Here is a 23,647-nt window from a genome sequence, read left to right on the forward strand (position 1 = left end):
CGACGCCCTGTCAGTCGGCGAGCGCATCGCGCAACGTGCTTAGGCAGCGGTCGCCGCAAGCGCCTTGTTTGCGGGCGTTTCCGGTCCGATCTGCTTGATCTCGATCAAGAAGAAGGTTTCCGGCAAGTTGTTTACTTACTGTTGGGTAGCAGGACTTCACGATGTCGGTGCAAGATCGTTCCGGTCACCAAGGACATGCGCCTGAGGGTTTGTCGCTCAAATCGCGTGCCGGACTGGTTCTGATCGGATTTCTTATCATCGCAGGTGCCCTGCTGTTCACTGAGCATAGAGCGCACGTGCTCGGATTGCTTGTCTGGCTCCCAATCCTCGCCTGCCCGCTGATGCATTTGTTCATGCATCACGGACACAGGCATCATCACGCCGACAATCAACAGAACGATCCAAGGAGCGTGTGATGCATGATTCTACGCCCGCTTACGGCCTCTGGAGCCTTGTCATCGTCAACTCCGCGGTCTTCATCCTGTTCGCATACAGCTTCTTCAAGCCGCAGACCTCCCGGGACTGGCGTTCGTTCGGCGCCTTCAGTGCGTTTCTGGTGGCGCTATTCGTGGAGATGTACGGCTTCCCGCTCACCATTTACTTCCTCTCGGGCTGGCTGCAGTCGCGGTTTCCCGACATGGACTGGTTCTCGCACGGCGCCGGTCATCTGCTCGAGATGGTGTTCGGTTGGAAGGCCAATCCGCACGCCGGACCGTTCCACATCCTGAGCTTCATCTTCATCGCCGCCGGGTTCATTCTGATTTCCGCCGCCTGGAAGGTGTTGTACGACGCGCAGCAGACGCGCAGTCTCGCCACGGCCGGTCCCTACAGCTATGTGCGCCATCCGCAATATGTCGGCTTCATCCTCGTCATGCTCGGCTTCCTGTTGCAGTGGCCGACAATTCTCACGCTCGCAATGTTTCCGGTGCTGACGATCATGTACGTGAAGCTCGCGAGAAACGAGGAGTTGGACGCCAAGTCGGAGTTCGGCGAGGCCTATACGAAATACGCTGCGGAAGTCCCGGGCTTCATACCGCGCCTGAGCCGAATTCTCGGGCAGGGCTCGACCGGCAGCACCTATCGCCACGGTTGATCCGGCTGCCACGATGCGCGACGCACCGTATCGCTGGCGTCTGTCCTCGATGCTGTTGGCGGCCTCCGGATCCTGTTGGTCGGGGTTGGCGTCTACTTCCTCTTCCTTCGGGCTCCCCTGCTGCCGGAGGACATCCGGCACATGAGACCTTACACCTGTCGAATTGAAGTCTATCGGGCCCAGACTGACATCATGGCTGACCCACGCATTCCGGGTGATGGGCGGCTACGTGACGGCTACGGATGCTCGCGCTCACCCTGGCGTTGACGTCCTTCCGAGACCATCGCGCTGTAGCTGCGGTCGGCGCCGGGGTCGCCGCGGGCTTTCGATCGAGTTGATGGCCGCCGTCAACTTCATGATCCATTCCGATTTCAAGTGGGTTCTGCTCGGCATCGCCCTCGTTTGGGGGGTGAGCATTGTCATGTTCGTCCGAGAAGCCGTCGTTTCTCCGAAGGCGGCCGAGCCGCCTGGTTCGAAGCACCAGCGCCGAGCGCGATAACGGCAGGCGGACGTCTGTCACGCTCATTCAGACATATTGCGGGTAGAGCGAGAGGTCTAACTCGCGTTCGAGGACGTAGTGCGGCTGAATTGCGAGGCCGGACAGGAAAGACCGGGTGCGCCGAGACCGCACGAAAGTAGTTTGGACCAAATATCTTCCGAGGTTTCCGCGAACCGGAAGAGATCGCAGTCGGATCGATCGATCGTGCCGCTGTCGATCAGCGCCTCGAAGTTGACGGCAGACCGCCAGTATTGTTCGTCAAACAGAACGATCGGAATGGCCGGCGCCTTCTTCGTCTGCCGCAGCGTCAGGATTTCGAACAACTCGTCGAAAGTCCCGAAGCCTCCCGGGAACGCGACGAGCCCATTGGCGCGCATGGCCAAGTGCATCTTCCGCATTGCGAAATAGTGGAATTGAAAGGTCAGCGCTGGCGTGGAGTAAGGGTTTGGTTGTTGCTCCCCCGGAAGCGTGATGTTGAAGCCGATGGAAGGCGCTCCCGCGTCGGCCGCTCCTCGGTTTGCGGCTTCCATGATCCCCGGGCCACCGCCGGTCGCGATGACGTTGTCGCGGAGGCCGCCGTTCGAGGTCAGGGCGCCACCGCGTTCGGAGGCCAAGCGCGCGAACGCGCGTGCTTCCCTATACCATCGCGCGTGCGATTCAGGCCCATCCTCTCGAACTCTTGCCGACCCGAAAACGACGATGGTCGACCGGATGCCCCACGATCTCAGGCATTCCTCGGCCTTTGCGTACTCCAGCAGGAACCGTACCCCACGCATGGAATCGCCAAGGAGAAAGCCTTGATCGAGTGCAGCTAGAGTGTAGGCGGGCGAATCCAGTTGCTCGTTGTTCGAGGGACGAAAGGTCTCCCTAGACGTCTGTGGGGTGTCGTCCATTACAACTTCCGTATCAAAATATATCGCCTTTACTATTCCTTCTGCCAACTACACTGTCCCACTAGATCAATAAAGCGCAACCGGAATCTAGCTTCTGCTTGACCGGTTGCCGAAGCGCTCCGATCTTCCGGATCTCCGTTCGGCCGCTCGCCAGCGGAGCGAACGGTCTGGTCCGCAATTCAGAGTGACGGAATGAGTCTGAACTTGTCTTTCTTGGGTGGGGCGGGGACGGTTACGGGCTCCAAATATCTTCTCGAGTCCCCGTCTCATCGGATTCTCGTCGATTGCGGTCTCTTTCAAGGCGGCCGGTCTCTTCGCGAGATGAATTGGGACAGATTCCCGGTCCAACCAGCCGGCATCTCCGCCGTCGTCCTGACCCACGCCCATCTCGATCATTCCGGCGCGCTTCCCCTTCTGGTGAGGCAGGGATTCGCCGGAGCGATCGTCTGTTCCGAAGCGACAGCCGCCCTATGCGAGGTGCTGCTACGCGACTCTGGGCATCTGCAGGAGCAGGATGCGCGATTTGCCAACAAGCGCGGCTTCTCCAAGCATAAGCCTGCTCTTCCGCTCTACACAGTAAAGGATGCCGAAGCGGCCCTGCGTCTGCTGAAGCCAACATCTTTTCACGAGGACCACAGCCTGCCGGGCGGCGCAAATCTGGTACTCCGACGGGCCGGCCACATCCTGGGGGCTTCCTCGATTGAGATTGGGTGGGAGCGAACCTCGATCGCATTTTCCGGCGACCTTGGTCGGCACGACGATCCGATCATGCTGCAGCCCGAGCCGTTGGCAAAAACCGATTACCTCGTTGTCGAATCGACCTATGGCGACCGCTCGCACCCGAAGATCGATCCTCAACGTACAATCGAGGAGATCGTCGGCACGACGGCGAAACGCGGTGGCACCGTGGTCATTCCGGCGTTCGCGGTTGGCCGTGTTCAGGCGCTGCTTTACTACTTCGCACGCATCAAATTGGCCGGTGGCCTGGGCAACGTTCCGATCTTCCTCGACAGTCCGATGGCCGTCGATGCGAGCGAAATCTTCTGCAAATTCAGGTCCGATCACAAGTTGTCGCACGAGGAATGCATTAGAACATGCGCTGTCGCGACCTATATCCGTTCCGTCGAAGATTCGAAGCGCCTGAGCGACAGCCCAGTTCCGAAGGTCATTATTTCCGCGAGCGGAATGGCGACCGGCGGCCGGGTGCTCCATCATCTGAAGCGCTTCGCGTCGGATCAGAAGAGTACGGTCTTGTTTGCAGGCTATCAGGCCGAGGGGACGCGAGGGGCGGCGATGATATCAGGTGCAAGGACGATCCGGATCCACGGCGAGGATGTCCCGGTCGCCGCCGAGGTTCGCAACATCGATGCCCTTTCTGCACACGCGGATGCCGACGAGACAATCGAATGGCTCAAGAGCGCCGGGGCAGCGCCGAGGAGGACGTTCGTTACTCATGGCGAGCCGCGGGCCGCCCGGGCGCTGCAGACTCGCATCGCGAAGGAACTGGGATGGACCTGCATCGTGCCTGAACGAACTCAGGAGGCTCGGTTGAACGAAGCAGTGATCCCACAAGCCAAGTTCGTAGGATCACCGCGCTCCGATCATTGATCCTTCTTGGGCCCGATATGATGCGGCAAATCGGACTTGGGTCCGCCGCCATAGTGATGGCTGCCGCCGGAGGACTTCTTCTTCGGGGCCGTACTCTCTTTCTTTCCCATGTGGTGCGGCTCGGCCCTTGGTCCACCTGAATAGTGATGTCCGCCATCGCTCGGGGAAGGGGCGGTCTGCGCGATTGCTGGCAGCGTAACGAAGGAGGCAATGGTTGCGGCCAAAAACAATTTGCGGGCGTTCATTTTCTTTCTCCTGTTTCGACGAAGTTCTTTCAAGGGGCAATCAAACCAGATGTCTGTTTCAGAAACAATCAAGCTCAGTCTCAAGCGGTGCAGTTGAGCCAGATCAAAAGTTGCCCGCCTCGAGGCGGTCTTCAAAGCACAAAAAGAGGGCAGCGATTCGCGACGCGTGAGGCTCGGATTTCTTACAGGTTCATTCGAGTTATTTTTGAAGATCACTTCCGGTCACCAACAACTAATTTAGCAGAGTAGGATCTGCAGAATGGATGGTCGGTACTCCACGTGGTGAACTGCTCTTCCGGCTTCGCTTCGAATATTTTTGGGCCTACATTGCAACAACGATTCGTTGCGGCGAGGAAACGTTCGAGTTTGTTGACGCGCCTGACCAAGGCCAAGCGATTGAAGGCAGGTAAGCTACTCGCTCTGCTCTATCTGCTTTGCTTGCTGGCATCCCCGCTTGGGTTTGCATTCTCCTCGCGCGCCGCTTCCTGTCTCGTCGAAGATGAACACGGCAAGGGCATTGCCCACGTTCACCAGGAGTGGACCATGCGGTTGCCTACGTCCATACCAGCCATTGCGTGCAAGATCATTCCGCACCCGTTCAAGAGGCAGGCGATGACGGAACCGGCGAACGATCGGCGAATGTAGTGGACGAGCCTGACCGTCGAAAGTCCTCGCACGGTCAATGCTGCGGAATGCTGTGTGTCAACGCATTGGCGGTGGAGGTCGCCGAATTGATAAACCCGCCCACGCTGACCTCCCGCTGGGAGCTCGCAGCATATCGGCGGACCGCGGACAACGATCCCGCCGCCCTTTACCGGCCGAAAGCCATGGTGCTGGTCGGGGCATCGTCCCTTGGCCTCACGGCAGAGACCCCTGTGCACGCCGAGTGCGGCACGGCGGCGACGTCTTCTGCGCGGTAACCGTTCGCCAGCGAGGAATCATGGGAATATCGTCACGCGGCGCTTCAGCTCCCTCCGCACCGGAAACGATGACGTTCGATCGGAAAAGCGGACGTTGGCGGGAGCAAACTTGCTCGACCGGGCGACCGTCTTGGCGCTGCAGGCCGGGTCGGTTGCCACAGGGCCCTTTGGCCACCGCGGTTACGGCTTGGGTTGTCGCCTAATCGTTTCGGTCGCCGCGCACCGCGAAATCGTCATGCGGCTAAATGAGGACGCTACATTCGCCATGCGTTCTGCAATGCCTACTGGAGCAGGCTCCTCAACTGCAGCTACGACTACGAAGAAGAGATAAACGCTCTCCTGCACTGCGCGCGCGAGGAGAGGTATGAGTTCGTCGATTGCGGCGCAAACTTCGGATACTGGTCGGTCCTCGCCTCGAGCCAGCCCTTCGGCGCGCAACAGGCGCTTGCGATCGAGGCGGGTGGCTTGAACGTGAAGCGTCTGAATCGGAATGCTGAGCTTAATGGGAATCGCTTCCGTTGCCTTCACGCCGCGATCGCAGGTGGGAGCGGATTCGCCCGAGTCACGGGGACAAGTCACGAGAAGCTCGAAACCGTGCCGGTAGACAATCCGAACCGGGGGCGGTCGAAACGGTATCCCTCGATGGCCTTGCCGAGATGCGGGTCATCGACGCGTCGCGCCCCTGGTGATCAAGCTGGACGTGGAAGGGGTCGAGATCGAGGCGCTGCGCGGCGCACGCGGCATGCTGGCCGGAGATTGTCTGGTCGTTTGCGAAGAGCATGGCTCCGAAGGAAGCATTCCGTGTCGCGCTTTCTCATGGAAGAGAACTCGCTTTCGCTGATGGTGTTCGATCCTGCGGTCCGGAGGTTCGTCAGGCTCGACGATCTTCGCCTGCTCGACCGCATGAAGCGACACCGATGGGTCGGCTACAACGTCTTCGCCACGTCCGATCGTTCCTGGAAGGAGCGCCTACTTTCGGCTTGCAGCCACCAATGAATGTTGCCGTCGTGGAATGCGCGAGAAGGGAGAGCTAACAGCAGCCGGTCGAGGCCTTCCGTTTTGGCACACGCGGAGAGGCGCACTCGGCTCCAACCGACTCCGCCACAATCCGATGTCAACGGCCTGGGCCATCGAGCCCTTCTTTCAATTTCGGCTGCAGTTGCTATCGAGGTCCCACGCTGTTGAAAGCTGGCGCACTGAACAGCCACCAATTAGTGACGACGGGTGCCTCGATCTATTACACCGAACTGACGCAAAAAGATTGCTTGGCCGCACGGCTTCCATTTGACATTGGTCAATGTGAGCTCGGCGAGCGGCCATAGCGTCCCGACACCAGTCATCGAAACTGGCCGCCAAACATCACGAATTGGAGATCACGATGAAGTACATCGGTCAAGGAAGGCTTGCGGCAGCTGTCGCGCTCGCAGCGATCTTGGGCGTGTCCGGGGTTGCGTCTGCCCAGCAGCAGACTCCGGACAATCAGAATCAGCAGAATGCCCCCCAACAGAATCCGTCCACTCAGCCGAGGTCCGGCATGGGCCACGAGATGATGCGGGATGGGATGGGCAAGATGGGGGACCAAATGCACCGAAAGGGAATGGAAGGCGACCATGGTCGGATGGGGTCGGGAATGAAGCAGGACGGCTCAGCTCCGTCGAGAGATTCAACCGCGACCACCGGCGCGAATCCTTCCGCTGCGCCGTCGACCGGCTCCAAGTAGCCTACCAAGGGAACGGCAGTGCTCTTCGCCCGACAGATCAGAATAGCCCCGGACTGTCGGGCACACTCTGTTGTCGCCACTGGGAGATTTCCCTCAAGCGGCAACAGAGTTCGAATATGGATCGAACTGCTATCATCGCCTCGACGATCATAAGACGATGATGCGCCTTGGAGGCCGGTGCAGGTCGACCATTGGGCGAGTTTCAAAATGGCGAACCTGCACCGGTCGATCTCGGCGGGTCGACTGAGGCTTTCAAGCCAGAACAGGGAGAACGGCTGCAAATGGCGGGGGCGACGGAGAGCCAATGATCGGTCACGCCACGACGCACAAACTCGTCGAGATAGTCCTCGGTCAGGCCGAGCGCAGCTCGTTTCCGCCGTTGGTTGGAGCGACCGCCTTCCTTTCCACGCTGACGATGAGCGTTCCCGTGGAATGGTTGGTAGTCGTGGCGTCCCTGGCCTGCCGACGCCGATGGACGATGACCGCCTTGATGGCCGCCGTCGGAAGCGCGACCGCGTCCCTCGGCCTGTACCTCACCTTTCACCATTTCGGCTGGAGCATATTGCTTGCGCGTTACCCCGAGCTCGCGGATTCGCAAGCTTGGTCGCAGGCGACGGATTGGCTGTCGAAATACGGTCTCCTCGCCATATTCGCACTGATGGCCTTGCCGCTGCCCGTTCCCAAAGTGCCGATGCTCGCGGTAGCTGGAATCTATCGACCCCCGATCGCTGACGTCTTCGTCGCCATTCTTGCCGGGAAGATCATCAAGTACTTGGCATATGCATATCTAGCCGTTCGCTTTCCCGAGGCCCTGCGCTTCCTCACCCAACGCGGTTCGCCCGCCGACCGCGTTCATTATCGAGTACGAAGCCTGATGGTTGCCCGTATGACAACGAGCCGTAAGATACGAACTTTCGTCACCCCTCCCGGTGGCGCGGAAATTCATCATCAGTAATGAAGGGGAGCAGGCTTGCCTGACGAAACGACTGGCCGTGCGACCGGCCGGACGCTGCAGATAGCGATCTTCGTACGAGAGCGGCTTTGGGAAACGATCACCGTGAGATCTGTGCTGCCGAAGTCTCAGCGCGATCTCCGCCTCGATCTATTTCGCGGACTGGCGAACTGGCTGATCTTTCTGGGTCACATCCCGGACTCGGCGCTCGCCTGGTTCACCACCCGGAACTACGGCTTCAGCGATGGAGCCGACCTGTTCGTGTTGATCTCCGGTTACACCGCGACCTTCGTATTCGGTAAGATCATGATGGATCGCGGCTTTGTAGTCGGAGCGACCAGGCTGTTGCGCCGAGTGTGGCAACTCTATGCCGCCCATTTGCTGCTTTTCCTGTTTTACCTCACTTCGGTGCATTACCTTTCGCACAGGTTCGATGATCCGCATCTCATGGATCAATTCAACGTCGCGCACCTAATGAATTTTCCCGTCGAGACGCTTTCGCAGGGCTTGGTGCTGAAATTCAAGCCGCTCAATCTCGACGTCCTGCCACTCTACATCGTGTTGATGGCGGCATTCCCGATCGTACTTTGGTTCATGCTGCGATGGCGCAACGCCGTCATGATCGGATCGATCGGGCTATACCTGGCCGCTCGTCACTACGGCTGGAACTTCGAATCCTATCCTGCGGGAGTGTGGTACTTCAATCCCTATGCTTGGCAGTTGCTCTTCGTTCTTGGGGCCTGGCTCGCGCTCGGGGGCGCCGAGGCCAGTCGATGGCTGCTCCGTTTTCGGATTCTCTATGCGCTTAGTGCCGGCTTCTTGCTGTTTGCTCTCGTGATCACCCTGGCGGAGCGGATTCCGGAGCTACGACAGCTCATCCCCGACTCGATCGATGAAATGTTCATCCCCAACGACAAGACCAATCTCGCGCCTTACCGAGTGATCCATTTGGCCAGCCTGGTATTCATCGTCGTCGCTCTCATTCCCATCGACTGGCCCGGATTGCAGTGGCCCATCTTCAAGCCGCTGATCAGGTGCGGCCAGCAATCGTTGCCGGTCTTTTGCGTGGGTCTCTTTCTTTCTTTCGTGGCCCATTTTGTGCTGGAATTCGGTTCGGAGGGGATTTTGGTCCAGCTCCTGGTCGGCGCCGCCGGCCTGTGCATCCTGACGATCATCGCTTACTATCGCACTTGGTCGAAGCAGCTCGACAAGAGTTTGTCTTCCGGGGGGAATAGATCGACGCCGGCAGGCGCAGGTGACGAGCCGCAAATCTAGTCGACGGACCAAGATCGTCCGTCGGGTGGGTGAAGCGTAAGGTGGGACGCTGATGATAACCTCGGAGCGGATCTTCAACGAGCAAACGCAAGGCGCAATTCTGCACGGGCTTCACTGGACCGCGTCGGCGATCGAACTGCTCGGAGTGGTGGTGATCGTCTGCGGCGTGTTAGCCGCCACGGTCTGGTCGCTTCGCGAATTGCGGCACGGGGGATTTGCCGACGCATTTCGTTCGTATCGGGCGAACCTCGGCCGAGGAATTTTGCTCGGGTTGGAGTTCCTGATTGCCGCCGATATCATCGGTATGGTCGCGATAGTGCCGTCATTCGATCGGCTGGGTATCCTTGCTCTTATTATCGTGATCCGCACCTTCTTGAGCTTCTCGCTTCAGGTTGAGATCGAGGGCCGATTGCCTTGGCAGCGGCGCAGGTCGATCACCGACGAGACCGATCGCGCCGAACTATGAACGGGCGATCAGACTCCGCGAGAGGAAGCACGGCCGTACAGCACTTCGAACATGCGTTCCAGAGCGGCGTCGCGGTTTATTCGGCTTGCCTCGATTAGCGAGGTTGTTGAGCCGATGAGCGTCCGCTCGGCGGCCAGGAATGGATTGTCTTCCGCCAGCGGGACGCGGGTATCGCGAATCGAACCGGCAAGTCCGGGAAGTCCGCGGAGCCACGGCGAAAAGGAAGGCGAGAGCAGATAGCGGCTCATCCGCATCGGGTGAAGCCATTTGGCCGCTTCCGCCGTCAAGGGATTCGAGGTGGACTGGACGAAGGGGCTGAAGAAAGTCCTGTAGATGGTTTCTGCCGCCTCTGAGAAATCCCTTATGCGCTCGAAAGCAGGATCCGGCGGCTGGAATTTAAGTTCTTCGACACGTCGGGATTCGAACCTAACCGCAAAAGGCAGTTTGGACGCGCCCGTCGAAGAGTCGGCCTCTTCGATCTTCATCTCGTATAGGCCGGGTGGCAGCCCTTCGATTTCCGAGAGGCTGGCAAGAATGGCCCGGTGCTCGCGTTGGGCGATTTTAGCGGAGACGAAAATTCCCAAATGGCCCACGTGGGGGTTCGTCAGATAGACGATGCGTTGACCGGCCTGAATCAGCTGTTCCGTGGTCTTGTACACGACGGGTATCCAGCCGAGCGCCTGGTGCGGCGGCGTGATATTGTCGCCGTAGGAGGCAAAGATCACCAGCGGGTTGCGGATGCGGCGAAGGTCGGCGAAGCAGTGTTCACAGATTCGGAAGCGGCCGCCCTCGAGCTGATTGCCGATAAACAGGTTTTCGACGATCGCCAGGATTTCCTCACGGCTGAGAAAGAAGAAGCTCCCCCACCAGCGCTCGAACTCCAGAAAGCGGTCGCGTTCCCGATCGATATGCGTGAACAGATCGGCGTATTTCTCCCACTGTGCCTCGGGTTTGAGATTCTCGAAGTTCTGGGCGAGCCAGGCGCCGTCGAATCGGCCGTCGCTGAGATCTGACACGAGGTGTACAAGCCAGGCTCCCCCGTTGAACCCGGCCGCGAGGCGCATGGGGTTGATCCCTACTTCTCCCGACCAGTAGGAGAGGGGAGACCCGTTGAGTACCGCCGGACCGACGAGGCCGCTGCAGTCGGCCGAAAGCAGCGTGACCGCCCAGCCGGCCTGACAATTACCGTAAAGGATCGGCGGACGATCCGGGTGGCGATGGGCCACGGCCTCCACGAAGCGCCGGAGCGCGTGCAGCACATCGGCGAGGGTTTGCCCATGACAAGGTTGCGGGAAAAACGAGACGAAGTAGACCGGATTTCCGTCGGAGAGTGCGACGCCCACTTCGGAGTCCTGCTTGAATCCGCCGATGCCAGGCCCATGTCCCGCCCGCGGATCCAGGATCAATATCGGCGGCTTCTGCTCGCTGCCTCGCCCGATGTCGGATCCGGGCCCGGGCAGGATCCGCAGCAGCACGCAATTGACCGGACGCTCGAACCGGCGCGCGTCGAGAATCGTCTCGAAGCGGAAGTCCAGGAGAGGCGGCAGCCCCCGGCGCTCATGCTCGATCAGATCGTCGGCTCGTCGTCGAAGCGTGTCCCAGAAGAGGATCGAACGTTCCCAAAAATCGCGACCGTATGCCCATAATGCACCATGATCCGTTGCCGGGTTCAGGAGGCGATCGCGTGCCTCTTCGAAGCCGCCGTCAGCACGACCGTCACGATTGGCTTCTTGCGGCACGCATTGCGTGCAGGTGGAAGCTTGCATTGGGCCTGCCTCATGCCTCACCGATTTCGGACGAGGAAGCTGGTAGCGAAACTGGCGGCGCGAGACCACTGTAATTTTTCAGCGGGCTCTCCGTCTATACTAACTGGTGCGCCCAATCTGCCGTCTGGCTCGACTTGCGCTGTTGATCTGGCTCAACTTGATCCGGTCCTGAGTTGGTAGGCAAGTCGGGGGCATCCATCAGCGTCACGATAGGAGATAGGCCATGGATAATATCAAGAGGTTCGTTGCGATAACGGCGGTTACCGTCCTGGGCCTGGCTGCTGGGTCGCCTGCGGGCAAGCTTGTGGCGGCGGAACGCGCGCAGCTTGCCATGATGGACGAGATGAAGATGAAACCCGATTCGTCCAGCGGCACCACGAACAACATGGGGAACATGGGGCAGCCCGGCAGCCAATCGCAGAGCACTGGCGGCGGTCGCATGGACGACAAGATGAAGATGCCCATGCCGGGTCAGATGCAGGACTGTCAGGGAGCCGGCTGTCAGCCGCGCGACTCCAACATGATGCCGATGATGCAAATGATGGAGCGAATGCATGGCCGCATGAATCAGCAGATGAACGGCATGGGTTCCGGTACCGGTGCAAGCGCGAGCGGCCCCGCCGACGTCACCGAACGACTGGAGGGGCGCATCGCGTTCCTCAAGACCGAGTTGCAGATCACCGACAAGCAGACGGCCGATTGGAACGTTCTGGCGGACGCGCTGCGCTCCAGCCGTCAGCACCTGCTGGAAGCGCGCAAGCTGCTGGTGATGGATGACAAAGCGGCCGGCCCCGAGCGCCTTGACCGCTACGAGCATCATTTGGGTGAGCGCTTGGAAGCGATCAAATCGGCGCGCTCTGCATTCGCTCGGTTGTACGGGTCCCTCAGCGACGGGCAGAAGCAGACGGCTGATGCCATCCTTCTGCCTTTGATCGCGACGTTCTGACGACCTCTTCGTGAAGGCAGAGGCCATGTCGATATTCGAGCTGGTGTTTCGAAATCGCGGTGGTCTTTGGGTGGCGGGCCTCTGCACCCTGTTTCTCGCAGGGGCCTCCATCGCTGCAACCGCGCAGCTCTCGGCAGAGCAGCTACGGGATCGCGATAGCCCCAAGCGTCTCGATGCGGAGTTCGGACGGCCGGCCGATTTGCGGTTGGCGCAGGCCGAGGACAATCACTCGGCGCATCATCCCGGCACTCCCGGCTCCGGAGGCGCGAGCGCTCCTCAATCGAACGGCACGGCAGCTCCAGGTGGCGGCCCGCCGGCACCTTCGTCGAGCGGATCATCCAATCCGGGCATGATGGGCGAAACGGGGATGATGGGCGAGATGATGGGCCGCCCACGCAAGGAGTTCTATCCGGCGTTGATGGAAATGCCCGCTCTCTCGGCCGAGCAGCGGCGCGGCTTTGAATCCGAGGCCCTTGCCCGCATCAACTCCGGTCTCGATAGTCTTGCCGCCGCGCAAACGAAACTGCGTCATGCCATGGCGGGAGGCGACATTCCCGCCGCCGATCAGGCTTCGGGACAAATTCGCGGGTCCCTCGATCAGGTGCAAAGCGGAGTGACCGTGCTGCGTTCGTTGAGCGAAGGAAAGTCTCCGCAGCACATCGCGCAAAACTGGTTCAAGGCGCAGATGAATCTGCTGCCGCCGCCCGCAACCTTCACTGCGGACGGAGTCCTGGGCATTTCCTGGTTTCACGTCGTAACGATGGGACTGCTCGCGGCCTTCTCGTCGGGGATGCTTGCGGTCTATGTGGCGCGAATGCGCCGAGCCAACGCTCTCGTCGATAGGCTAACAAAGGCGCCGGCGTTCGCAGCGACGCCGCAGGCTGCCTCGCCGGCGTTTCAGCGGCAGGTCGGGTCGAGCGATGGCCCCGCGGTCAAGCCATCGGTTGCGCGCAGCGACTCTCCGGAAGGAACTGCGGTTTCGACGACGCGCGCAACCGGGGGGTCGACGACGCCGGGGCAGCTCTGGAAAGGCAAGCTCAAGGTCTGCGCGATCTTCAGGGAAACTCAGAGCGTGAAGACCTTTCGTCTCCGGGATCCGGAAGGCGGCTCGATTCCTTTCACGTTTCTTCCCGGCCAGTTTTTGACCTACTCCGCCCAGATCGACGGGAAGACCGTCAGGCGATCCTACACGATCGCGTCATCCGCCGCCCAGACGGCTTACGTCGAGACCACCATCAAGCGCGAGGACGGCGGAGTCTTCTCCGACTACATGCACGACAAGGTCAAAGAAGGAGACCTGCTCGACGTGATGGCTCCCTCCGGCGCCTTCACTTTCAGTGGAAAGGAGGCCGACAGCGTCGTGTTGATCGGCGGGGGGGTCGGTATCACGCCGCTGATGGCTGCGATAAGGTATCTGTTCGACATCGCTTGGCCGGGCCAAGTCCACTTGGTGTACGGTGCGCAGACGACCGAACAGTTCATATTCAGGGACGAGCTGGAATACCTGCAGCGGCGGATGAACAATCTCCACGTCGCAGCCACTATGGCGCGCGCGGCCGGCACGTCGTGGATGGGAAGCGAGGGCCAGATCACGGCCGATTTCCTGACGCGGGCCGTCCCCGATCTGGCCCGACGCCGTGTGCATCTGTGCGGCCCTCCCGGAATGATGCAGGCGATCAAGAAGACCCTCGGCGAGCTTGGAGTCCCGTCCGAACAGATCAAGACGGAGGCGTTCGGCCCCGCGCTCGGGGCCGTTCCGCCTCCCGGCAGGACCGTCACCGAGAGCACGAAGTCCGAGAACGGTCGCGCCGCAGCCATCGGTCCGGCCACGGCGTCCGTCCGCTTCGCCAGATCAGGCAAGGTCGCGCCGTTGCCTCCGGACAAGAGCGTGCTCGAAGTCGCCGAGTCCGTCGGCGTGCCGATCGACTATTCCTGCCGCGCGGGCATCTGCGGCATCTGCAAGACGCACCTGCTGGAAGGCAGCGTCACGATGGAAGTCCAGGATGCGCTCACCGAGGAGGACAGAGCCAAGGGCATGATCCTGGCTTGCCAGGCGAAATCCATCGGAAACCTGGTCGTCGAGGCCTGAGATGGGTGACAGAGAGCGGCTGATCGTCGATGTCGTCCTCGCCAGCCTGCTGTTGCTGATTCCGGCATTCTTGCTTCATTCCGATGAGAGATTCGCCGGAAGCCTCGCTGGATTTGCTCTCGGCGCGTCGGCCGCCGGCCTGATGCTTCTCCTCCTCGTCTATCCGCTCGCGAAGTACGGCCGAAGTTTCAAGACCATCGTCACCCGCGTCGTCTCGATGCGCGCGCTACTTGGTTTTCACGTCTACGCCGGCATTGCGGCATCGTTTCTCGCGCTCCTGCATACCGGACACAAATATCAAAGCCCGCTTGGAATCGCGCTCGTAGCCAGCCTGCTGGTTGTTGTCGTCACCGGATTCGTGGGGCGTTACTACTTGCCGCAGACCGCCGCCGAAATTCGGGAGCGGCAGTCTCGCCTTGCAACGTTGCGGTCTACCTACGACCGGACCGCGCTCATCCTGTCCGCGCGCGCAGCATCCGCTGACCACGATCCTCCCACGAGTGCTTCCGCGCTGCAGGAAGTGCCGATCCTGCAGCTCGTCGAGGGCATTTCGGATCTCGAGTATGCGATCGGATCCCAAGAGGCCGTCAAGAAGATCTTCACGCAGTGGATCGGATTCCACGTGCTTGCGGCGATCGCGATGTACGCGCTGTTGGCGCTTCATATTGCAGGCGAGGTCTATTACGGGCTTCGGTGGCTCACGTGAGCGTTCGGGCGTTCATCTACGCGATCTTCGCGACGCTTGCCATCGCGGGCGTGGCGGCGGTATCCGCCGGATTGTACAGGGATGGTTCTATGGCTGTCTCGGGTTGGATGGACACAGTGCTTCCCGGGCCGCTTTCGGAGAAGCATGCCTTCCTATCCAGTAAATGCGAAAGTTGTCATACGCCGGCCAAAGGCGTTGAAGCCACGGCCTGTGTCGCCTGTCACACGACGGCCGCTGCGGATCTCGGGAAGCAAGCGACGGCATTCCACGCGACGAGCAAGGAGTGCCGCGGCTGCCATCTCGAGCATGCGGGCGGCGTGCGGCCGACGAGGATGGATCACGCCGCGCTTTTGCGCATGGGGGCGTTTCCGCATGAAGCAAACACGTCTGCGCGCGCAATCACGGGACAGATGGTCGCCGATCTGAAGAAATTCCTGCGCGTACCGAATTCCGACGAAGCGGAGAAGGCCAGCCTCGACTGCGTCAGCTGTCACAGCAATCGAGAACCGCACCGCGGACTGTTCGGGCGCGAATGCGCGAGCTGTCACGCACTCGATACATGGAGAATTGCGAAGTTCCTCCATCCTTCGCCCACCTCCAAGGAGTGTGCGCAATGCCACCAGGCGCCGCCGAGCCACTACATGCACCACTTCGTGATGATGGACCAGATGATCACGGGGCAGCACCATGCGCGTGTGAACCAGTGCTTTCTTTGTCACCGCACCGATTCTTTCAACGACATAAAGGATATCGGTTGGTTCAAACACCATTGAGGGATAGGGACATGACGCCAAGTTCGTCTGCGAAGCTTCGACTTTCACGCCGGATGGTTTGCGGTTGCATTCTAGGAATCGCGCTGGCGCCCCTGCCACTCCGCGCGGCCGCGGGCGTCTTGGTCCACAAGGACCCCAGCTGCGGCTGCTGCGGCGCTTGGGCGAAGCACCTCGGCGAGGCGGGGTTCTCCGTCAAGGTTGAAGAAACGAGCGGTCTGAACGCGATCCGCAATCGTCTCGGCGTCCCCTCGGACCTGGCTGCCTGTCATACGGCTGAAATCGCAGGCTACGTCGTGGAAGGGCATGTGCCTGTGGCCGCGATAAACAGGCTGCTTGCTGAACGACCCGAGGCCGCGGGCATCGCAGTGCCCGGGATGCCCCAGGGATCTCCGGGCATGAGCGGCAAACCTCAGAAGTATTCGGTCGTTTTGTTCGGCCCGCACGGACGCCGCACCTACATGGAGTTCATCGGCTCCGACGAAGTCGGCTGAAAACGATGATGGGCAGCAAGAACCCGGGATGTCCGAGCCGGCGCAACCGCGCAAACGAGCCGGCCTATGTGCTCTTTGCAAGCACATTCGCGCGCGAGTTCTACGCGGTCGTGCCGACCTACAATCCGATTCCAAATCTGCTGCTGAGCCCGGGTTGGCGCTTCGTGCGCATCTTGAAGGGCAGGAACGCGCGTCAGCCGTGTCTGCGGGGAAAGTCCGCGATGACGGCTTTCGCCCGGGACGGCTACTACCTGTTTACGAACCGGCGGTTTGCTCCCGAGCTCCCAAAGCCTGCCTCTGGAAGTCCCGAAAACGCTGGCGCGAGCTCGTCGGCGGCCGGCCACATGCTTGATCGCAGCGAACTGTCGGCAGCGTCGCGCGATGAAGGCGCCCTGCGTGGCAGTGTTATCAGCGGTGACGATAACAGGCCGGATGCCGGGGCACCTGCGGCCCGCGCAGACGTTTGATCTCGATCAACAATGACGAACCCGTTCGCTCCTATGATAAAATTAAACACGAGCACCCGCTGCGCTGAGAGCTTGAGGCGAGGCATGTCGACGAGGACAAGACTCCTATGTCTTCTGGTCCCGGTGCTCGCCTCAATCTCCGCGTTCGACGCGCAGGCGGGCGTGACCCTCTCCGACCGGCGCTACTGGCCTAACGAGGCTCGAAGTAGCCCAGGGCGGGCGTTCGAAATCCTGCCCCCTTCATACGCGTATCCTGGGGCCGGCCCCGACGCCAAGCCGATGGTGGTTCCGCGACGGAAGGCAAAGCGGGCTCGTTGAACGCCCAAAAGGGCAGTTGAGCGGGCGTTTCTACTATTGGCGTCGTGCCCAACAGTGGCTATATTTTAGTCTTCGGAATGGCGGTAAATGGGATGATTGGCTTCAGAAGGCCTGCGCGCAGATGGTGGGGGTGGCTCGTCGCCATCACGTATCTGCTCGGGTCGTTGACGCCGTCCATCGCCGCGCCGCTGCCGGCCGACCTCGAAGTAGTGGCTCAGCGTGCCCACGAAACCCTGCCGGCTCATGAGCACGCCCAGAAGCATCAGCACAGCCACGACCACCAGCATAGCCATGACGGGCATAAGCACAGTCACGGCGATGCCAAGGTCGCGGTTCACTCGCATGATGGGACCTCGCCCGCGGCGGGTCATGCTGACCAGGACCGCCCCGACCAGCACGGCAATTGCTGCGGGTCGGTGCTGTGCCTTAACGCCGTGTCTCCTCAAGCGCCTTCGCTCCTGCAGTTCGCACCTCTGCCGTCGCGGTGCGACGCCCGGCCGGATTCGGTTCTCGCGGGCAGAGCGCTGGGTCCGCTGTACCGACCCCCGATAGCCTGAAAGCACGTGAATTGATGGGCTGCCGCGCTCCGGCTTGGGGCGCGAGTACTCGTACGTCGGTGCTTTTCAGGGGATTTACATGCTGGCGCAAATGGCGGCGAACGACGCCGCCGCATTCAATGCATTCACGAGAACGGGATCCAGACGCGCGGTCATCCGGCGCACGATTCTGATTGTTTTGGTCGGCCCGTTTCTTGCCGGCTGTGCGACGACCGTGCCCTTGGTGGGTGCCGATCCCGCGGATCTGGGAGTAAAGGTCCGGCGGGTCGGATACAGGCCCACGGTTGCCCCCTACGTCAGCCTGCGCCCGACCTCGCCGGTCGGATGGCGCGAACAGAATCAGCGCGTGGCGCCCACGCCGAAGAACGAGCGGTAGGGGATGGACATGACGCTCACGGCTCGAAACACGATTTCGCTCACGACCGCTTCGAGAGCAGGCATCCTTGCGCTGTCGGTCTCGGTCCTGCTCGGCGGTTGCGCCGCCTTCTCTCCCGATGCCGGGATGTCCGGCGTCGCGGACGTCGCGGCGAACACCATCAAGAAGGATGTGATCGCGATCCGGTCGGTCGACGATGCCGATCTGGCCAATACGCTGGTCGCGCAGCTCCTGCGCCGAACCCTGACGGTCGACGCCGCGGTGCAGATCGCGTTGCTGAACAACCGCGGACTTCAGGCCGCCTACAGCGAACTCGCGTTGGCTGAAGCGGACGCGATCGAGCAAAGCCTGCCTCCGAACCCGACCTTTTCCACTTCCCGGATCTCCGGAAACGGTGGATACGAACTCGAACGTCAGGTCGTAGGCGACATCCTTGCACTGGCAACGCTTCCCTTTCGTTCCGACATCGCGCGACGACGATTTCGCGAAGCCCAGCTGCGGGCAGCCTTGGAGACGCTGCGCCTCGCTGCCGACGTGAGACGGGCGTACTACCAGGCGGTCGGCGCCAACGAACTGGTCGTACTTCTGACCGAGACGAAGACCACGGCCGAGACCATCGCTCAGCTCGCGGAAAAGCTCGGCCACAGCGGTTCGATGAACAAACTCGATCAGGCGCGCGAGCAGGTCTTCTACGCGGAGATCACGGCCGATCTCGCGTCTGTGCGGCAGCAGGCAACGTCCTTGCGGGAGCGCCTCGCAAGACTGCTCGGCGTATGGGATGGCCAGCTCGACTTCAAGCTTCCCAAAGCGCTGCCGTCTCTGCCGCGCGTCCCGAAGTCGCTGCCCAACATCGAAATGGAGGCCGTCAGCCACCGCATCGATCTTCAGATAGCCCGCATCGAGCTGGAAGTTCTGGCGAAGGCTCTGAACCTGACCGAGGCGACCCGCTTCGTCACGCTGCTCGATCTCGCGGGGATCTATCGGAAGACCAAAGACCCCGAAAGCCCGCCGTTCCGCGAACGCGGCTTCGACCTTCAGTTTCAGGTCCCGATATTCGACGGAGGCGAGGTCCGCGTCCGCCAGGCGACGGAAAGCTACAACATTGCCTTCAACAGGCTGACGGAAAAGGCCGTCAACGTGCGCTCGGAGGCGCGCGACGCATATCGCGTCTATCGCTCGAGCTACGATATCGCCGGTCACTACCAGCGTGAGGTCGTGCCGCTGCGCAACATCATCTCGGATGAAGCTCAACTGCGCTACGGCAGCATGCAGATCGACGTATTCGCGTTGCTGGCGGAAGCGAAGCTGCGGATTGCGGCCCAGCGCGCGTCGATCGACGCCAGACGCGATTTCTGGCTGGCGCAGTCGGAGCTGCAGACGGCAGTCAACGGCGGAGGCCGTGCCGATAGTCAACAGGAGAGCCGTTCACCGACCAACTCATTGGCAAGCGGCGGATAAGGAGATGGAAATGTTGTCTCGACGAAGTTTTCTCGGTACCGCGACCGCGCTTGCGAGCGCCAGCCTCGTTTCCGGACGGGTTCAGGCCGCGGGCATTCCCGAAGCGCCTACCATGGACAAGGTGGCCACCCAGCCGCCGCTGCACCCGAGCAGCGGACCCGAATATCGGCCGGTGGTCACTCTCAACGGCTGGTCCCTGCCTTGGCGCATGAACGGCGATTGGAAGGAATTCCATCTGGTAGCCGAACCCGTGGTGCGCGAATTCGCCGAAGGCATGAAGGCCCACCTGTGGGGCTACAACGGACAAACGCCGGGCCCCACGATCGAGGCGGTCGAAGGTGACAAGGTGCGCATCTTCGTCACCAACAAGCTGCCGGAGTACACCACCGTCCACTGGCACGGCATGATCCTGCCTAGCGGCATGGACGGCGTCGGTGGTCTGACGCAGCCTCACATCAATCCGGGCAAGACCTTCGTCTACGAATTCCAAGTCAAGCACAGCGGCACCTTCATGTACCACCCCCACGCGGACGAAATGGTCCAGATGGCGATGGGAATGATGGGAATGTTCGTGGTGCATCCCAAGGACCCCGGCTTTCGTCCCGTCGATCGCGACTTTGTCTTCGTGATGAGCAGTTATGACATGGATCCGGGGACCTACCTGCCGAAGGTCACGGAGATGACCAACTTCAACATGTGGTCCTGGAACGCGCGCGTCTTTCCCGGCATCGATCCGCTGCCCGTAAGACTGGGCGACCGCGTCCGCGTGCGGATCGGCAATCTGACGATGACCAATCACCCGATCCATCTCCACGGTCATAGCTTTTCGGTCAGCGGCACGGACGGCGGCTGGGTGCCGGAGAGCGCGCAGTGGCCAGAGACGACGATCGACGTTCCGGTCGGAGCGATCCGTGCCTTCGACGTGTTGGCCGACAATCCGGGTGACTGGGCGTTTCACTGTCACAAATCGCATCACACGATGAATGCGATGGGGCACGACCTCAGAACCTTGATCGGGGTCTCGAAGAAGGACATCGCCAAGGCGGTGAAGCGGCTGGCGCCGGACTCGATGGCGATGGGTTCGACCGGCATGGCGATGGGCGAAATGGAGATGCCCCTGCCGGACAACACGCTGCCGATGATGACGGGCTCAGGGCAATTCGGTCCGATCGAAATGGGCGGCATGTTCACCGTGATGAAGATCCGCGAGGGAATGGGTCGCGACGATTACAGCGATCCGGGGCCTTACAAGTTTCCGAAGGGAACGGTTGCTTATGAGATCGAAACGCCTGCTGCGGAGCCGCCGCGCCAGGACACTCAGCCGAATGCGGGGGAACGCAAGGGAGCGAAGGGAACTAAGGGAATGAAAGGCATGAAGATGAAGGGAGCATGATTGTGAGACTGCAATCGAAGAAAGGAAGATACGAGATGAACTACACCAGCGCGCTCGCCGCTGCCGCGATGGCTTGGTCCCTTTCGACCGTGGCATGGGCTGACCCTGGCCACCATCAGGGAGGGCACCACAACAAGGATGAGACGTATTCCGCGGGTGAACCGGGAGATCCCAAGAAGCCCGCCCGAGTCGTTCAGGTCACGATGAACGAGACCGACGGCAAGATGGTATTCGTTCCGGAAAAAGTCGACGTGAAGAAGGGCGAGCAGGTCAAGTTCGTGCTTCGCAACAACGGCGAGCTGGACCATGAATTTATCCTCGCGACCACGGCTGAGAATCTCAAGCACGCCGAGGCGATGAAGAAGAATCCCGACATGGAGCACGACGATCCGAACGGCAAGCGGCTGGCACCGAAGAAGACGGGGGAAATCCTCTGGAAGTTCGGTGCGGCCGGCGAGTTTGAATATGCGTGTCTTATCCCGGGTCACCGTGAGGGTGGCATGGTCGGGAAGGTCGTCGTGAAGTAAGCCGCAAAATCAATGAGGAAATCGAAATGATGAAGTCTGCTGTCAGATCCGCGCTGTTCGCCATCGCACTCGCCGTCGCTCCGAGCGTCGCCTTCGCCCAGGGGAGCCTCGCTGCCGGGGAAGTAAAGAAGGTCGACGAAAGCGCCGGCAAGATCACGCTCAAGCACGGTCCCATCAAGAACCTGAACATGGACGAGGAGGAGATGACCATGGTGTTCCGGGTCTCCGATCCCTCCATGCTCAAGCAGGTCAAGGTGGGAGACAAGGTTCAGTTCGAGGCCGAGCGGCAGACGGGCGGAATCACGATCACCAAGATTCAGAAGTCGAAGTAGAGCGTCGGCGGGGCGCTCTCGCCAGAGGCGCCCCGCCACGAGCCGAAGAGCAGCAAGTCAGCAAAGCGTCGAGACAAGCGTCATGAGGTCGTCGCGGAATATGGGATCAAGTCCGGCAAAGACGCGCAGTGTACGGCCGTCCGCAGCTTCTGACGGCGCGGTTCGGGCGGCTATCGTAGGCAGCTACGAGCGTCTACGCAATTATCTGCAGAAGCGCTTCAGTTCGCCCTCAGACGCGGAAGAGGTATTGCAGGCGTTCGTTTTGAGAGCTCTGGAGCGTTCTTCCGATATTCGAGATGCCGATTCGGTACGTGGGTGGCTCAGCAAGGTTCTGGCGACCACGGTTGCCGATTTCCACCGGCAGGCGTCGAAAAACAAGACGAGGGAAGTCCCGCTGCCCGCCGAACTGAGCGATCGCGTTGCGGTCGATCAAGATGCCGAATTGGAAAGTGCGATCTGCGAATGCTTGTATGCTCATCTGCCTTTGTTGAAGATGGAGCACGCCGAGGTCATCCGGCGAATCGACCTTGCGGGCGAACCGAGGGAAACGGTCGCGGCTGAACTCGGGGTGACCGTCAACAATCTAACCGTGCGTCTATTTCGTGCCCGTCAGGCCTTGAAGGATCGCCTCGAAGACAAATGCGTAATTTGTCGCGAGGATAGCTTTTTGGAATGCCGGTGTGGCGAAGGTCGAGCAGGAAGGCCTTCCTGACGCGCGAACCGGCGCTCGGCCGAGGGCTCGAGCAATGAGGTCGCCCATCGAGCGTTCGGCTAGTGGTTCGGCATTCGCTACGGTCGGCTGGAGTAGGGGAGCGACGATGACTCCGATGACACGGTTCGGCCAGACCGACGCCTTGTTTGCCGCAGACCGGCAGGCGGACCTATGGAAGGCGTTCGAGCGGAATGATGCTCCGGGTTCGCCGGGCATCGCTCCTACCTGGACCAGCAGCGCGAAGGACGCGGTCGGCTGTTCGTTGGGGCCGGCGCGCCTTTGGTTCACGATCGGCTACGGCATTCTGAACGAGGTGTACTGGCCGCGCATCGATCTCCCCCAGATCAGGGACCTTGGATTCATCGTTTCCGATGGCAAGGGCTTCTGGTCGGAGGTGAAACGCTGCGGCAAGTACTCGCTTCGGTCGCTCGCGTCCGGAACACCGGCTTATGAGATCGTCCATCCGGACGAACGATACCGTCTCTCGCTGAGGATCTCGCCCGATCCGCGCAGAGACGTGCTCGCGGTGGAGGTAGTGCTGGAAAGCAACGCGCCGGAAATGAGGGTATATGTCCTGCTGGCGCCGCACCTCGGGGCGAGCGGAAACAACAACCGAGCCGGCATCGCCATGCACAACGATCGAACGGTGCTTTGGGCCGATCAGGCGCCATTTTCACTCGCGCTGGTCGCCGTCGATCAGTGCCAGCAGGACGCGGTGCTGCGCGCGAGCGCGGGTTACGTAGGATTCAGCGACGGTTGGCAGGATTTTGCGCGCAATGGCGCAATGACATGGTCATATCCGTCGGCGGGCCCGGCAATGTCGCGCTTATGGCCGAGCTCGGCAGGCGCTGCGTTCTGGCGCTCGGCTTCGGCAGCAATGTGGAAGCCGCGACCACCCTTGCGCTGTCAAGCCTGATGCAGCCATTCGATCGGCTGCTGGACGGGCAATTGTCCGACTGGGCGACATGGCATCGGTGCTGCGATGAGCGTTGCGACTGCGTACTTGCCGTGCCGGCCGATCTCCGCGACCAGCTTGCGGTCTCGAAAGCCGTGCTGCGCAGCCAT

Annotated in this window: 26 protein-coding genes and 1 pseudogene; 23 read left to right on the forward strand and 4 right to left on the reverse strand. The window is 60.9% G+C overall.

The window, feature by feature from the left end; translation table 11 throughout:
- Positions 1–161 precede the first annotated feature (161 nt).
- The 3 genes from FJV43_RS18505 (at position 162) to FJV43_RS18515 (ending at position 1,592) form a co-directional block, all read left to right on the forward strand.
- Complete coding sequence (locus FJV43_RS18505) at positions 162–416, forward strand: DUF2933 domain-containing protein (RefSeq protein ID WP_024343386.1); 255 nt, start codon at positions 162–164, stop codon at positions 414–416.
- Entirely contained in the window at positions 416–1,093 is a 678-nt protein-coding gene (locus FJV43_RS18510) for an isoprenylcysteine carboxylmethyltransferase family protein (RefSeq protein ID WP_239629144.1), read from the forward strand. Before FJV43_RS18505 ends, FJV43_RS18510 begins: the two co-directional genes overlap by 1 nt.
- Before the next feature lie 337 nt (positions 1,094–1,430).
- Complete coding sequence (locus tag FJV43_RS18515) at positions 1,431–1,592, forward strand: hypothetical protein (protein ID WP_239629152.1); 162 nt, start codon at positions 1,431–1,433, stop codon at positions 1,590–1,592.
- A 56-nt stretch (positions 1,593–1,648) separates the two neighbouring features.
- Here the strand turns inward: FJV43_RS18515 and FJV43_RS18520 are convergent, their stop codons facing one another.
- Positions 1,649–2,485, reverse strand: coding sequence for an LOG family protein (locus FJV43_RS18520; protein ID WP_239629154.1), 837 nt, complete (start codon positions 2,483–2,485; stop codon positions 1,649–1,651).
- A gap of 192 nt (positions 2,486–2,677) precedes the next feature.
- Between FJV43_RS18520 and FJV43_RS18525 the strand changes: the two genes are divergently transcribed.
- Complete coding sequence (locus FJV43_RS18525) at positions 2,678–4,093, forward strand: MBL fold metallo-hydrolase (RefSeq protein WP_239629155.1); 1,416 nt, start codon at positions 2,678–2,680, stop codon at positions 4,091–4,093.
- Here the strand turns inward: FJV43_RS18525 and FJV43_RS37235 are convergent.
- Positions 4,087–4,554, reverse strand: coding sequence for a hypothetical protein (locus FJV43_RS37235; protein WP_345946195.1), 468 nt, complete (start codon positions 4,552–4,554; stop codon positions 4,087–4,089). The two genes, FJV43_RS18525 and FJV43_RS37235, sit on opposite strands and share 7 nt — an antisense overlap.
- A 153-nt stretch (positions 4,555–4,707) precedes the next feature.
- Here FJV43_RS37235 and FJV43_RS18535 point away from each other — a divergent pair, with 153 nt between their 5' ends.
- From FJV43_RS18535 to FJV43_RS18560, 6 genes are all read left to right on the forward strand, one after another.
- Positions 4,708–4,983: a hypothetical protein gene (locus FJV43_RS18535; RefSeq protein WP_239629157.1), complete on the forward strand. Its 276-nt coding sequence runs from the start codon at positions 4,708–4,710 to the stop codon at positions 4,981–4,983.
- 1,076 nt (positions 4,984–6,059) lie between these two features.
- Positions 6,060–6,254: a hypothetical protein gene (locus tag FJV43_RS18540; RefSeq protein ID WP_239629159.1), complete on the forward strand. Its 195-nt coding sequence runs from the start codon at positions 6,060–6,062 to the stop codon at positions 6,252–6,254.
- A gap of 382 nt (positions 6,255–6,636) precedes the next feature.
- Positions 6,637–6,978, forward strand: a complete 342-nt coding sequence (locus FJV43_RS18545) for a hypothetical protein (protein WP_239629160.1) — start codon at positions 6,637–6,639, stop codon at positions 6,976–6,978.
- 304 nt (positions 6,979–7,282) lie between these two features.
- Positions 7,283–7,933, forward strand: a complete 651-nt coding sequence (locus tag FJV43_RS18550) for a VTT domain-containing protein (RefSeq protein WP_239629162.1) — start codon at positions 7,283–7,285, stop codon at positions 7,931–7,933.
- 15 nt (positions 7,934–7,948) lie between these two features.
- A complete protein-coding gene (locus FJV43_RS18555) occupies positions 7,949–9,205 on the forward strand; it encodes an OpgC domain-containing protein (protein ID WP_239629164.1) in 1,257 nt (418 codons plus the stop codon).
- Positions 9,206–9,257: 52 nt separating this feature from the next.
- Positions 9,258–9,671 carry a DUF1622 domain-containing protein gene (locus FJV43_RS18560; protein ID WP_239629166.1) on the forward strand — a complete coding sequence of 138 codons (414 nt, stop codon included), beginning with the start codon at positions 9,258–9,260 and terminating at the stop codon, positions 9,669–9,671.
- A gap of 8 nt (positions 9,672–9,679) precedes the next feature.
- On the opposite strand, the gene FJV43_RS18565 is transcribed toward FJV43_RS18560, so the two are convergent.
- Positions 9,680–11,437: a DUF3141 domain-containing protein gene (locus FJV43_RS18565; RefSeq protein WP_239629167.1), complete on the reverse strand. Its 1,758-nt coding sequence runs from the start codon at positions 11,435–11,437 to the stop codon at positions 9,680–9,682.
- A 223-nt stretch (positions 11,438–11,660) separates the two neighbouring features.
- Between FJV43_RS18565 and FJV43_RS18570 the strand changes: the two genes are divergently transcribed.
- Genes FJV43_RS18570 through FJV43_RS18595 form a run of 6 tightly spaced genes read left to right on the forward strand, consistent with a single transcriptional unit; the run spans position 11,661 to position 16,909 of the window.
- Positions 11,661–12,383 carry a Spy/CpxP family protein refolding chaperone gene (locus tag FJV43_RS18570; protein ID WP_239629169.1) on the forward strand — a complete coding sequence of 241 codons (723 nt, stop codon included), beginning with the start codon at positions 11,661–11,663 and terminating at the stop codon, positions 12,381–12,383.
- A 25-nt stretch (positions 12,384–12,408) separates the two neighbouring features.
- Entirely contained in the window at positions 12,409–14,472 is a 2,064-nt protein-coding gene (locus tag FJV43_RS18575; protein ID WP_239629170.1) for a 2Fe-2S iron-sulfur cluster-binding protein, read from the forward strand.
- A 1-nt stretch (position 14,473) separates the two neighbouring features.
- Positions 14,474–15,178: an iron reductase gene (locus tag FJV43_RS18580; protein ID WP_239629172.1), complete on the forward strand. Its 705-nt coding sequence runs from the start codon at positions 14,474–14,476 to the stop codon at positions 15,176–15,178.
- Positions 15,175–15,951, forward strand: a complete 777-nt coding sequence (locus FJV43_RS18585) for a cytochrome c3 family protein (protein WP_239629174.1) — start codon at positions 15,175–15,177, stop codon at positions 15,949–15,951. Before FJV43_RS18580 ends, FJV43_RS18585 begins: the two co-directional genes overlap by 4 nt.
- 11 nt (positions 15,952–15,962) lie before the next feature.
- Positions 15,963–16,442, forward strand: a complete 480-nt coding sequence (locus tag FJV43_RS18590; RefSeq protein ID WP_239629175.1) for a DUF411 domain-containing protein — start codon at positions 15,963–15,965, stop codon at positions 16,440–16,442.
- Positions 16,443–16,447: 5 nt separating this feature from the next.
- On the forward strand, positions 16,448–16,909 hold the full coding sequence (locus FJV43_RS18595; protein ID WP_239629177.1) for a hypothetical protein: 462 nt from the start codon (positions 16,448–16,450) through the stop codon (positions 16,907–16,909).
- Positions 16,910–17,292: 383 nt separating this feature from the next.
- Here the strand turns inward: FJV43_RS18595 and FJV43_RS18600 are convergent, their stop codons facing one another.
- On the reverse strand, positions 17,293–17,571 hold the full coding sequence (locus FJV43_RS18600) for a hypothetical protein (protein WP_239629179.1): 279 nt from the start codon (positions 17,569–17,571) through the stop codon (positions 17,293–17,295).
- Between the two features lie 292 nt (positions 17,572–17,863).
- Here FJV43_RS18600 and FJV43_RS18605 point away from each other — a divergent pair, with 292 nt between their 5' ends.
- The 7 genes and pseudogenes from FJV43_RS18605 to FJV43_RS18635 all read left to right on the forward strand — a co-directional run.
- Complete coding sequence (locus FJV43_RS18605; RefSeq protein WP_239629180.1) at positions 17,864–18,160, forward strand: hypothetical protein; 297 nt, start codon at positions 17,864–17,866, stop codon at positions 18,158–18,160.
- 9 nt (positions 18,161–18,169) lie between these two features.
- Positions 18,170–19,618 (forward strand): TolC family protein, encoded by a 1,449-nt coding sequence (locus FJV43_RS18610; RefSeq protein WP_239629478.1) that lies wholly within the window; start codon positions 18,170–18,172, stop codon positions 19,616–19,618.
- A gap of 10 nt (positions 19,619–19,628) precedes the next feature.
- Positions 19,629–21,011 (forward strand): copper oxidase, encoded by a 1,383-nt coding sequence (locus FJV43_RS18615; RefSeq protein ID WP_239629480.1) that lies wholly within the window; start codon positions 19,629–19,631, stop codon positions 21,009–21,011.
- A gap of 68 nt (positions 21,012–21,079) precedes the next feature.
- Positions 21,080–21,538: a cupredoxin family protein gene (locus tag FJV43_RS18620; RefSeq protein WP_239629481.1), complete on the forward strand. Its 459-nt coding sequence runs from the start codon at positions 21,080–21,082 to the stop codon at positions 21,536–21,538.
- 29 nt (positions 21,539–21,567) lie between these two features.
- Positions 21,568–21,870, forward strand: coding sequence for a copper-binding protein (locus tag FJV43_RS18625; protein WP_239629483.1), 303 nt, complete (start codon positions 21,568–21,570; stop codon positions 21,868–21,870).
- A 100-nt stretch (positions 21,871–21,970) separates the two neighbouring features.
- Positions 21,971–22,582, forward strand: coding sequence for a sigma-70 family RNA polymerase sigma factor (locus tag FJV43_RS18630; protein ID WP_239629484.1), 612 nt, complete (start codon positions 21,971–21,973; stop codon positions 22,580–22,582).
- 115 nt (positions 22,583–22,697) lie between these two features.
- Positions 22,698–23,494: pseudogene (locus tag FJV43_RS18635) on the forward strand (glycosyl hydrolase); the annotation flags it as partial.
- Between the last annotated feature and the right edge of the window lie 153 nt (positions 23,495–23,647).

Source organism: Bradyrhizobium sp. I71 (assembly GCF_022354745.1).
Classification (GTDB): domain Bacteria; phylum Pseudomonadota; class Alphaproteobacteria; order Rhizobiales; family Xanthobacteraceae; genus Bradyrhizobium; species Bradyrhizobium liaoningense.

Coding starts and splice junctions, on each gene's coding strand:
- FJV43_RS18505 (WP_024343386.1), top strand. CDS start 162: ATGTCGGTGCAAGATCGTTCCGGTCACCAAGGACATGCGCCTGAGGGT.
- FJV43_RS18510 (WP_239629144.1), top strand. CDS start 416: ATGCATGATTCTACGCCCGCTTACGGCCTCTGGAGCCTTGTCATCGTC.
- FJV43_RS18515 (WP_239629152.1), top strand. CDS start 1,431: ATGGCCGCCGTCAACTTCATGATCCATTCCGATTTCAAGTGGGTTCTG.
- FJV43_RS18520 (WP_239629154.1), bottom strand. CDS start 2,485: ATGGACGACACCCCACAGACGTCTAGGGAGACCTTTCGTCCCTCGAAC.
- FJV43_RS18525 (WP_239629155.1), top strand. CDS start 2,678: ATGAGTCTGAACTTGTCTTTCTTGGGTGGGGCGGGGACGGTTACGGGC.
- FJV43_RS18545 (WP_239629160.1), top strand. CDS start 6,637: ATGAAGTACATCGGTCAAGGAAGGCTTGCGGCAGCTGTCGCGCTCGCA.
- FJV43_RS18550 (WP_239629162.1), top strand. CDS start 7,283: ATGATCGGTCACGCCACGACGCACAAACTCGTCGAGATAGTCCTCGGT.
- FJV43_RS18560 (WP_239629166.1), top strand. CDS start 9,258: ATGATAACCTCGGAGCGGATCTTCAACGAGCAAACGCAAGGCGCAATT.
- FJV43_RS18565 (WP_239629167.1), bottom strand. CDS start 11,437: ATGCAAGCTTCCACCTGCACGCAATGCGTGCCGCAAGAAGCCAATCGT.
- FJV43_RS18570 (WP_239629169.1), top strand. CDS start 11,661: ATGGATAATATCAAGAGGTTCGTTGCGATAACGGCGGTTACCGTCCTG.
- FJV43_RS18575 (WP_239629170.1), top strand. CDS start 12,409: ATGTCGATATTCGAGCTGGTGTTTCGAAATCGCGGTGGTCTTTGGGTG.
- FJV43_RS18580 (WP_239629172.1), top strand. CDS start 14,474: ATGGGTGACAGAGAGCGGCTGATCGTCGATGTCGTCCTCGCCAGCCTG.
- FJV43_RS18590 (WP_239629175.1), top strand. CDS start 15,963: ATGACGCCAAGTTCGTCTGCGAAGCTTCGACTTTCACGCCGGATGGTT.
- FJV43_RS18595 (WP_239629177.1), top strand. CDS start 16,448: ATGATGGGCAGCAAGAACCCGGGATGTCCGAGCCGGCGCAACCGCGCA.
- FJV43_RS18600 (WP_239629179.1), bottom strand. CDS start 17,571: ATGCGAGTGAACCGCGACCTTGGCATCGCCGTGACTGTGCTTATGCCC.
- FJV43_RS18605 (WP_239629180.1), top strand. CDS start 17,864: ATGCTGGCGCAAATGGCGGCGAACGACGCCGCCGCATTCAATGCATTC.
- FJV43_RS18610 (WP_239629478.1), top strand. CDS start 18,170: ATGACGCTCACGGCTCGAAACACGATTTCGCTCACGACCGCTTCGAGA.
- FJV43_RS18615 (WP_239629480.1), top strand. CDS start 19,629: ATGTTGTCTCGACGAAGTTTTCTCGGTACCGCGACCGCGCTTGCGAGC.
- FJV43_RS18620 (WP_239629481.1), top strand. CDS start 21,080: ATGGCTTGGTCCCTTTCGACCGTGGCATGGGCTGACCCTGGCCACCAT.
- FJV43_RS18625 (WP_239629483.1), top strand. CDS start 21,568: ATGAAGTCTGCTGTCAGATCCGCGCTGTTCGCCATCGCACTCGCCGTC.
- FJV43_RS18630 (WP_239629484.1), top strand. CDS start 21,971: ATGGGATCAAGTCCGGCAAAGACGCGCAGTGTACGGCCGTCCGCAGCT.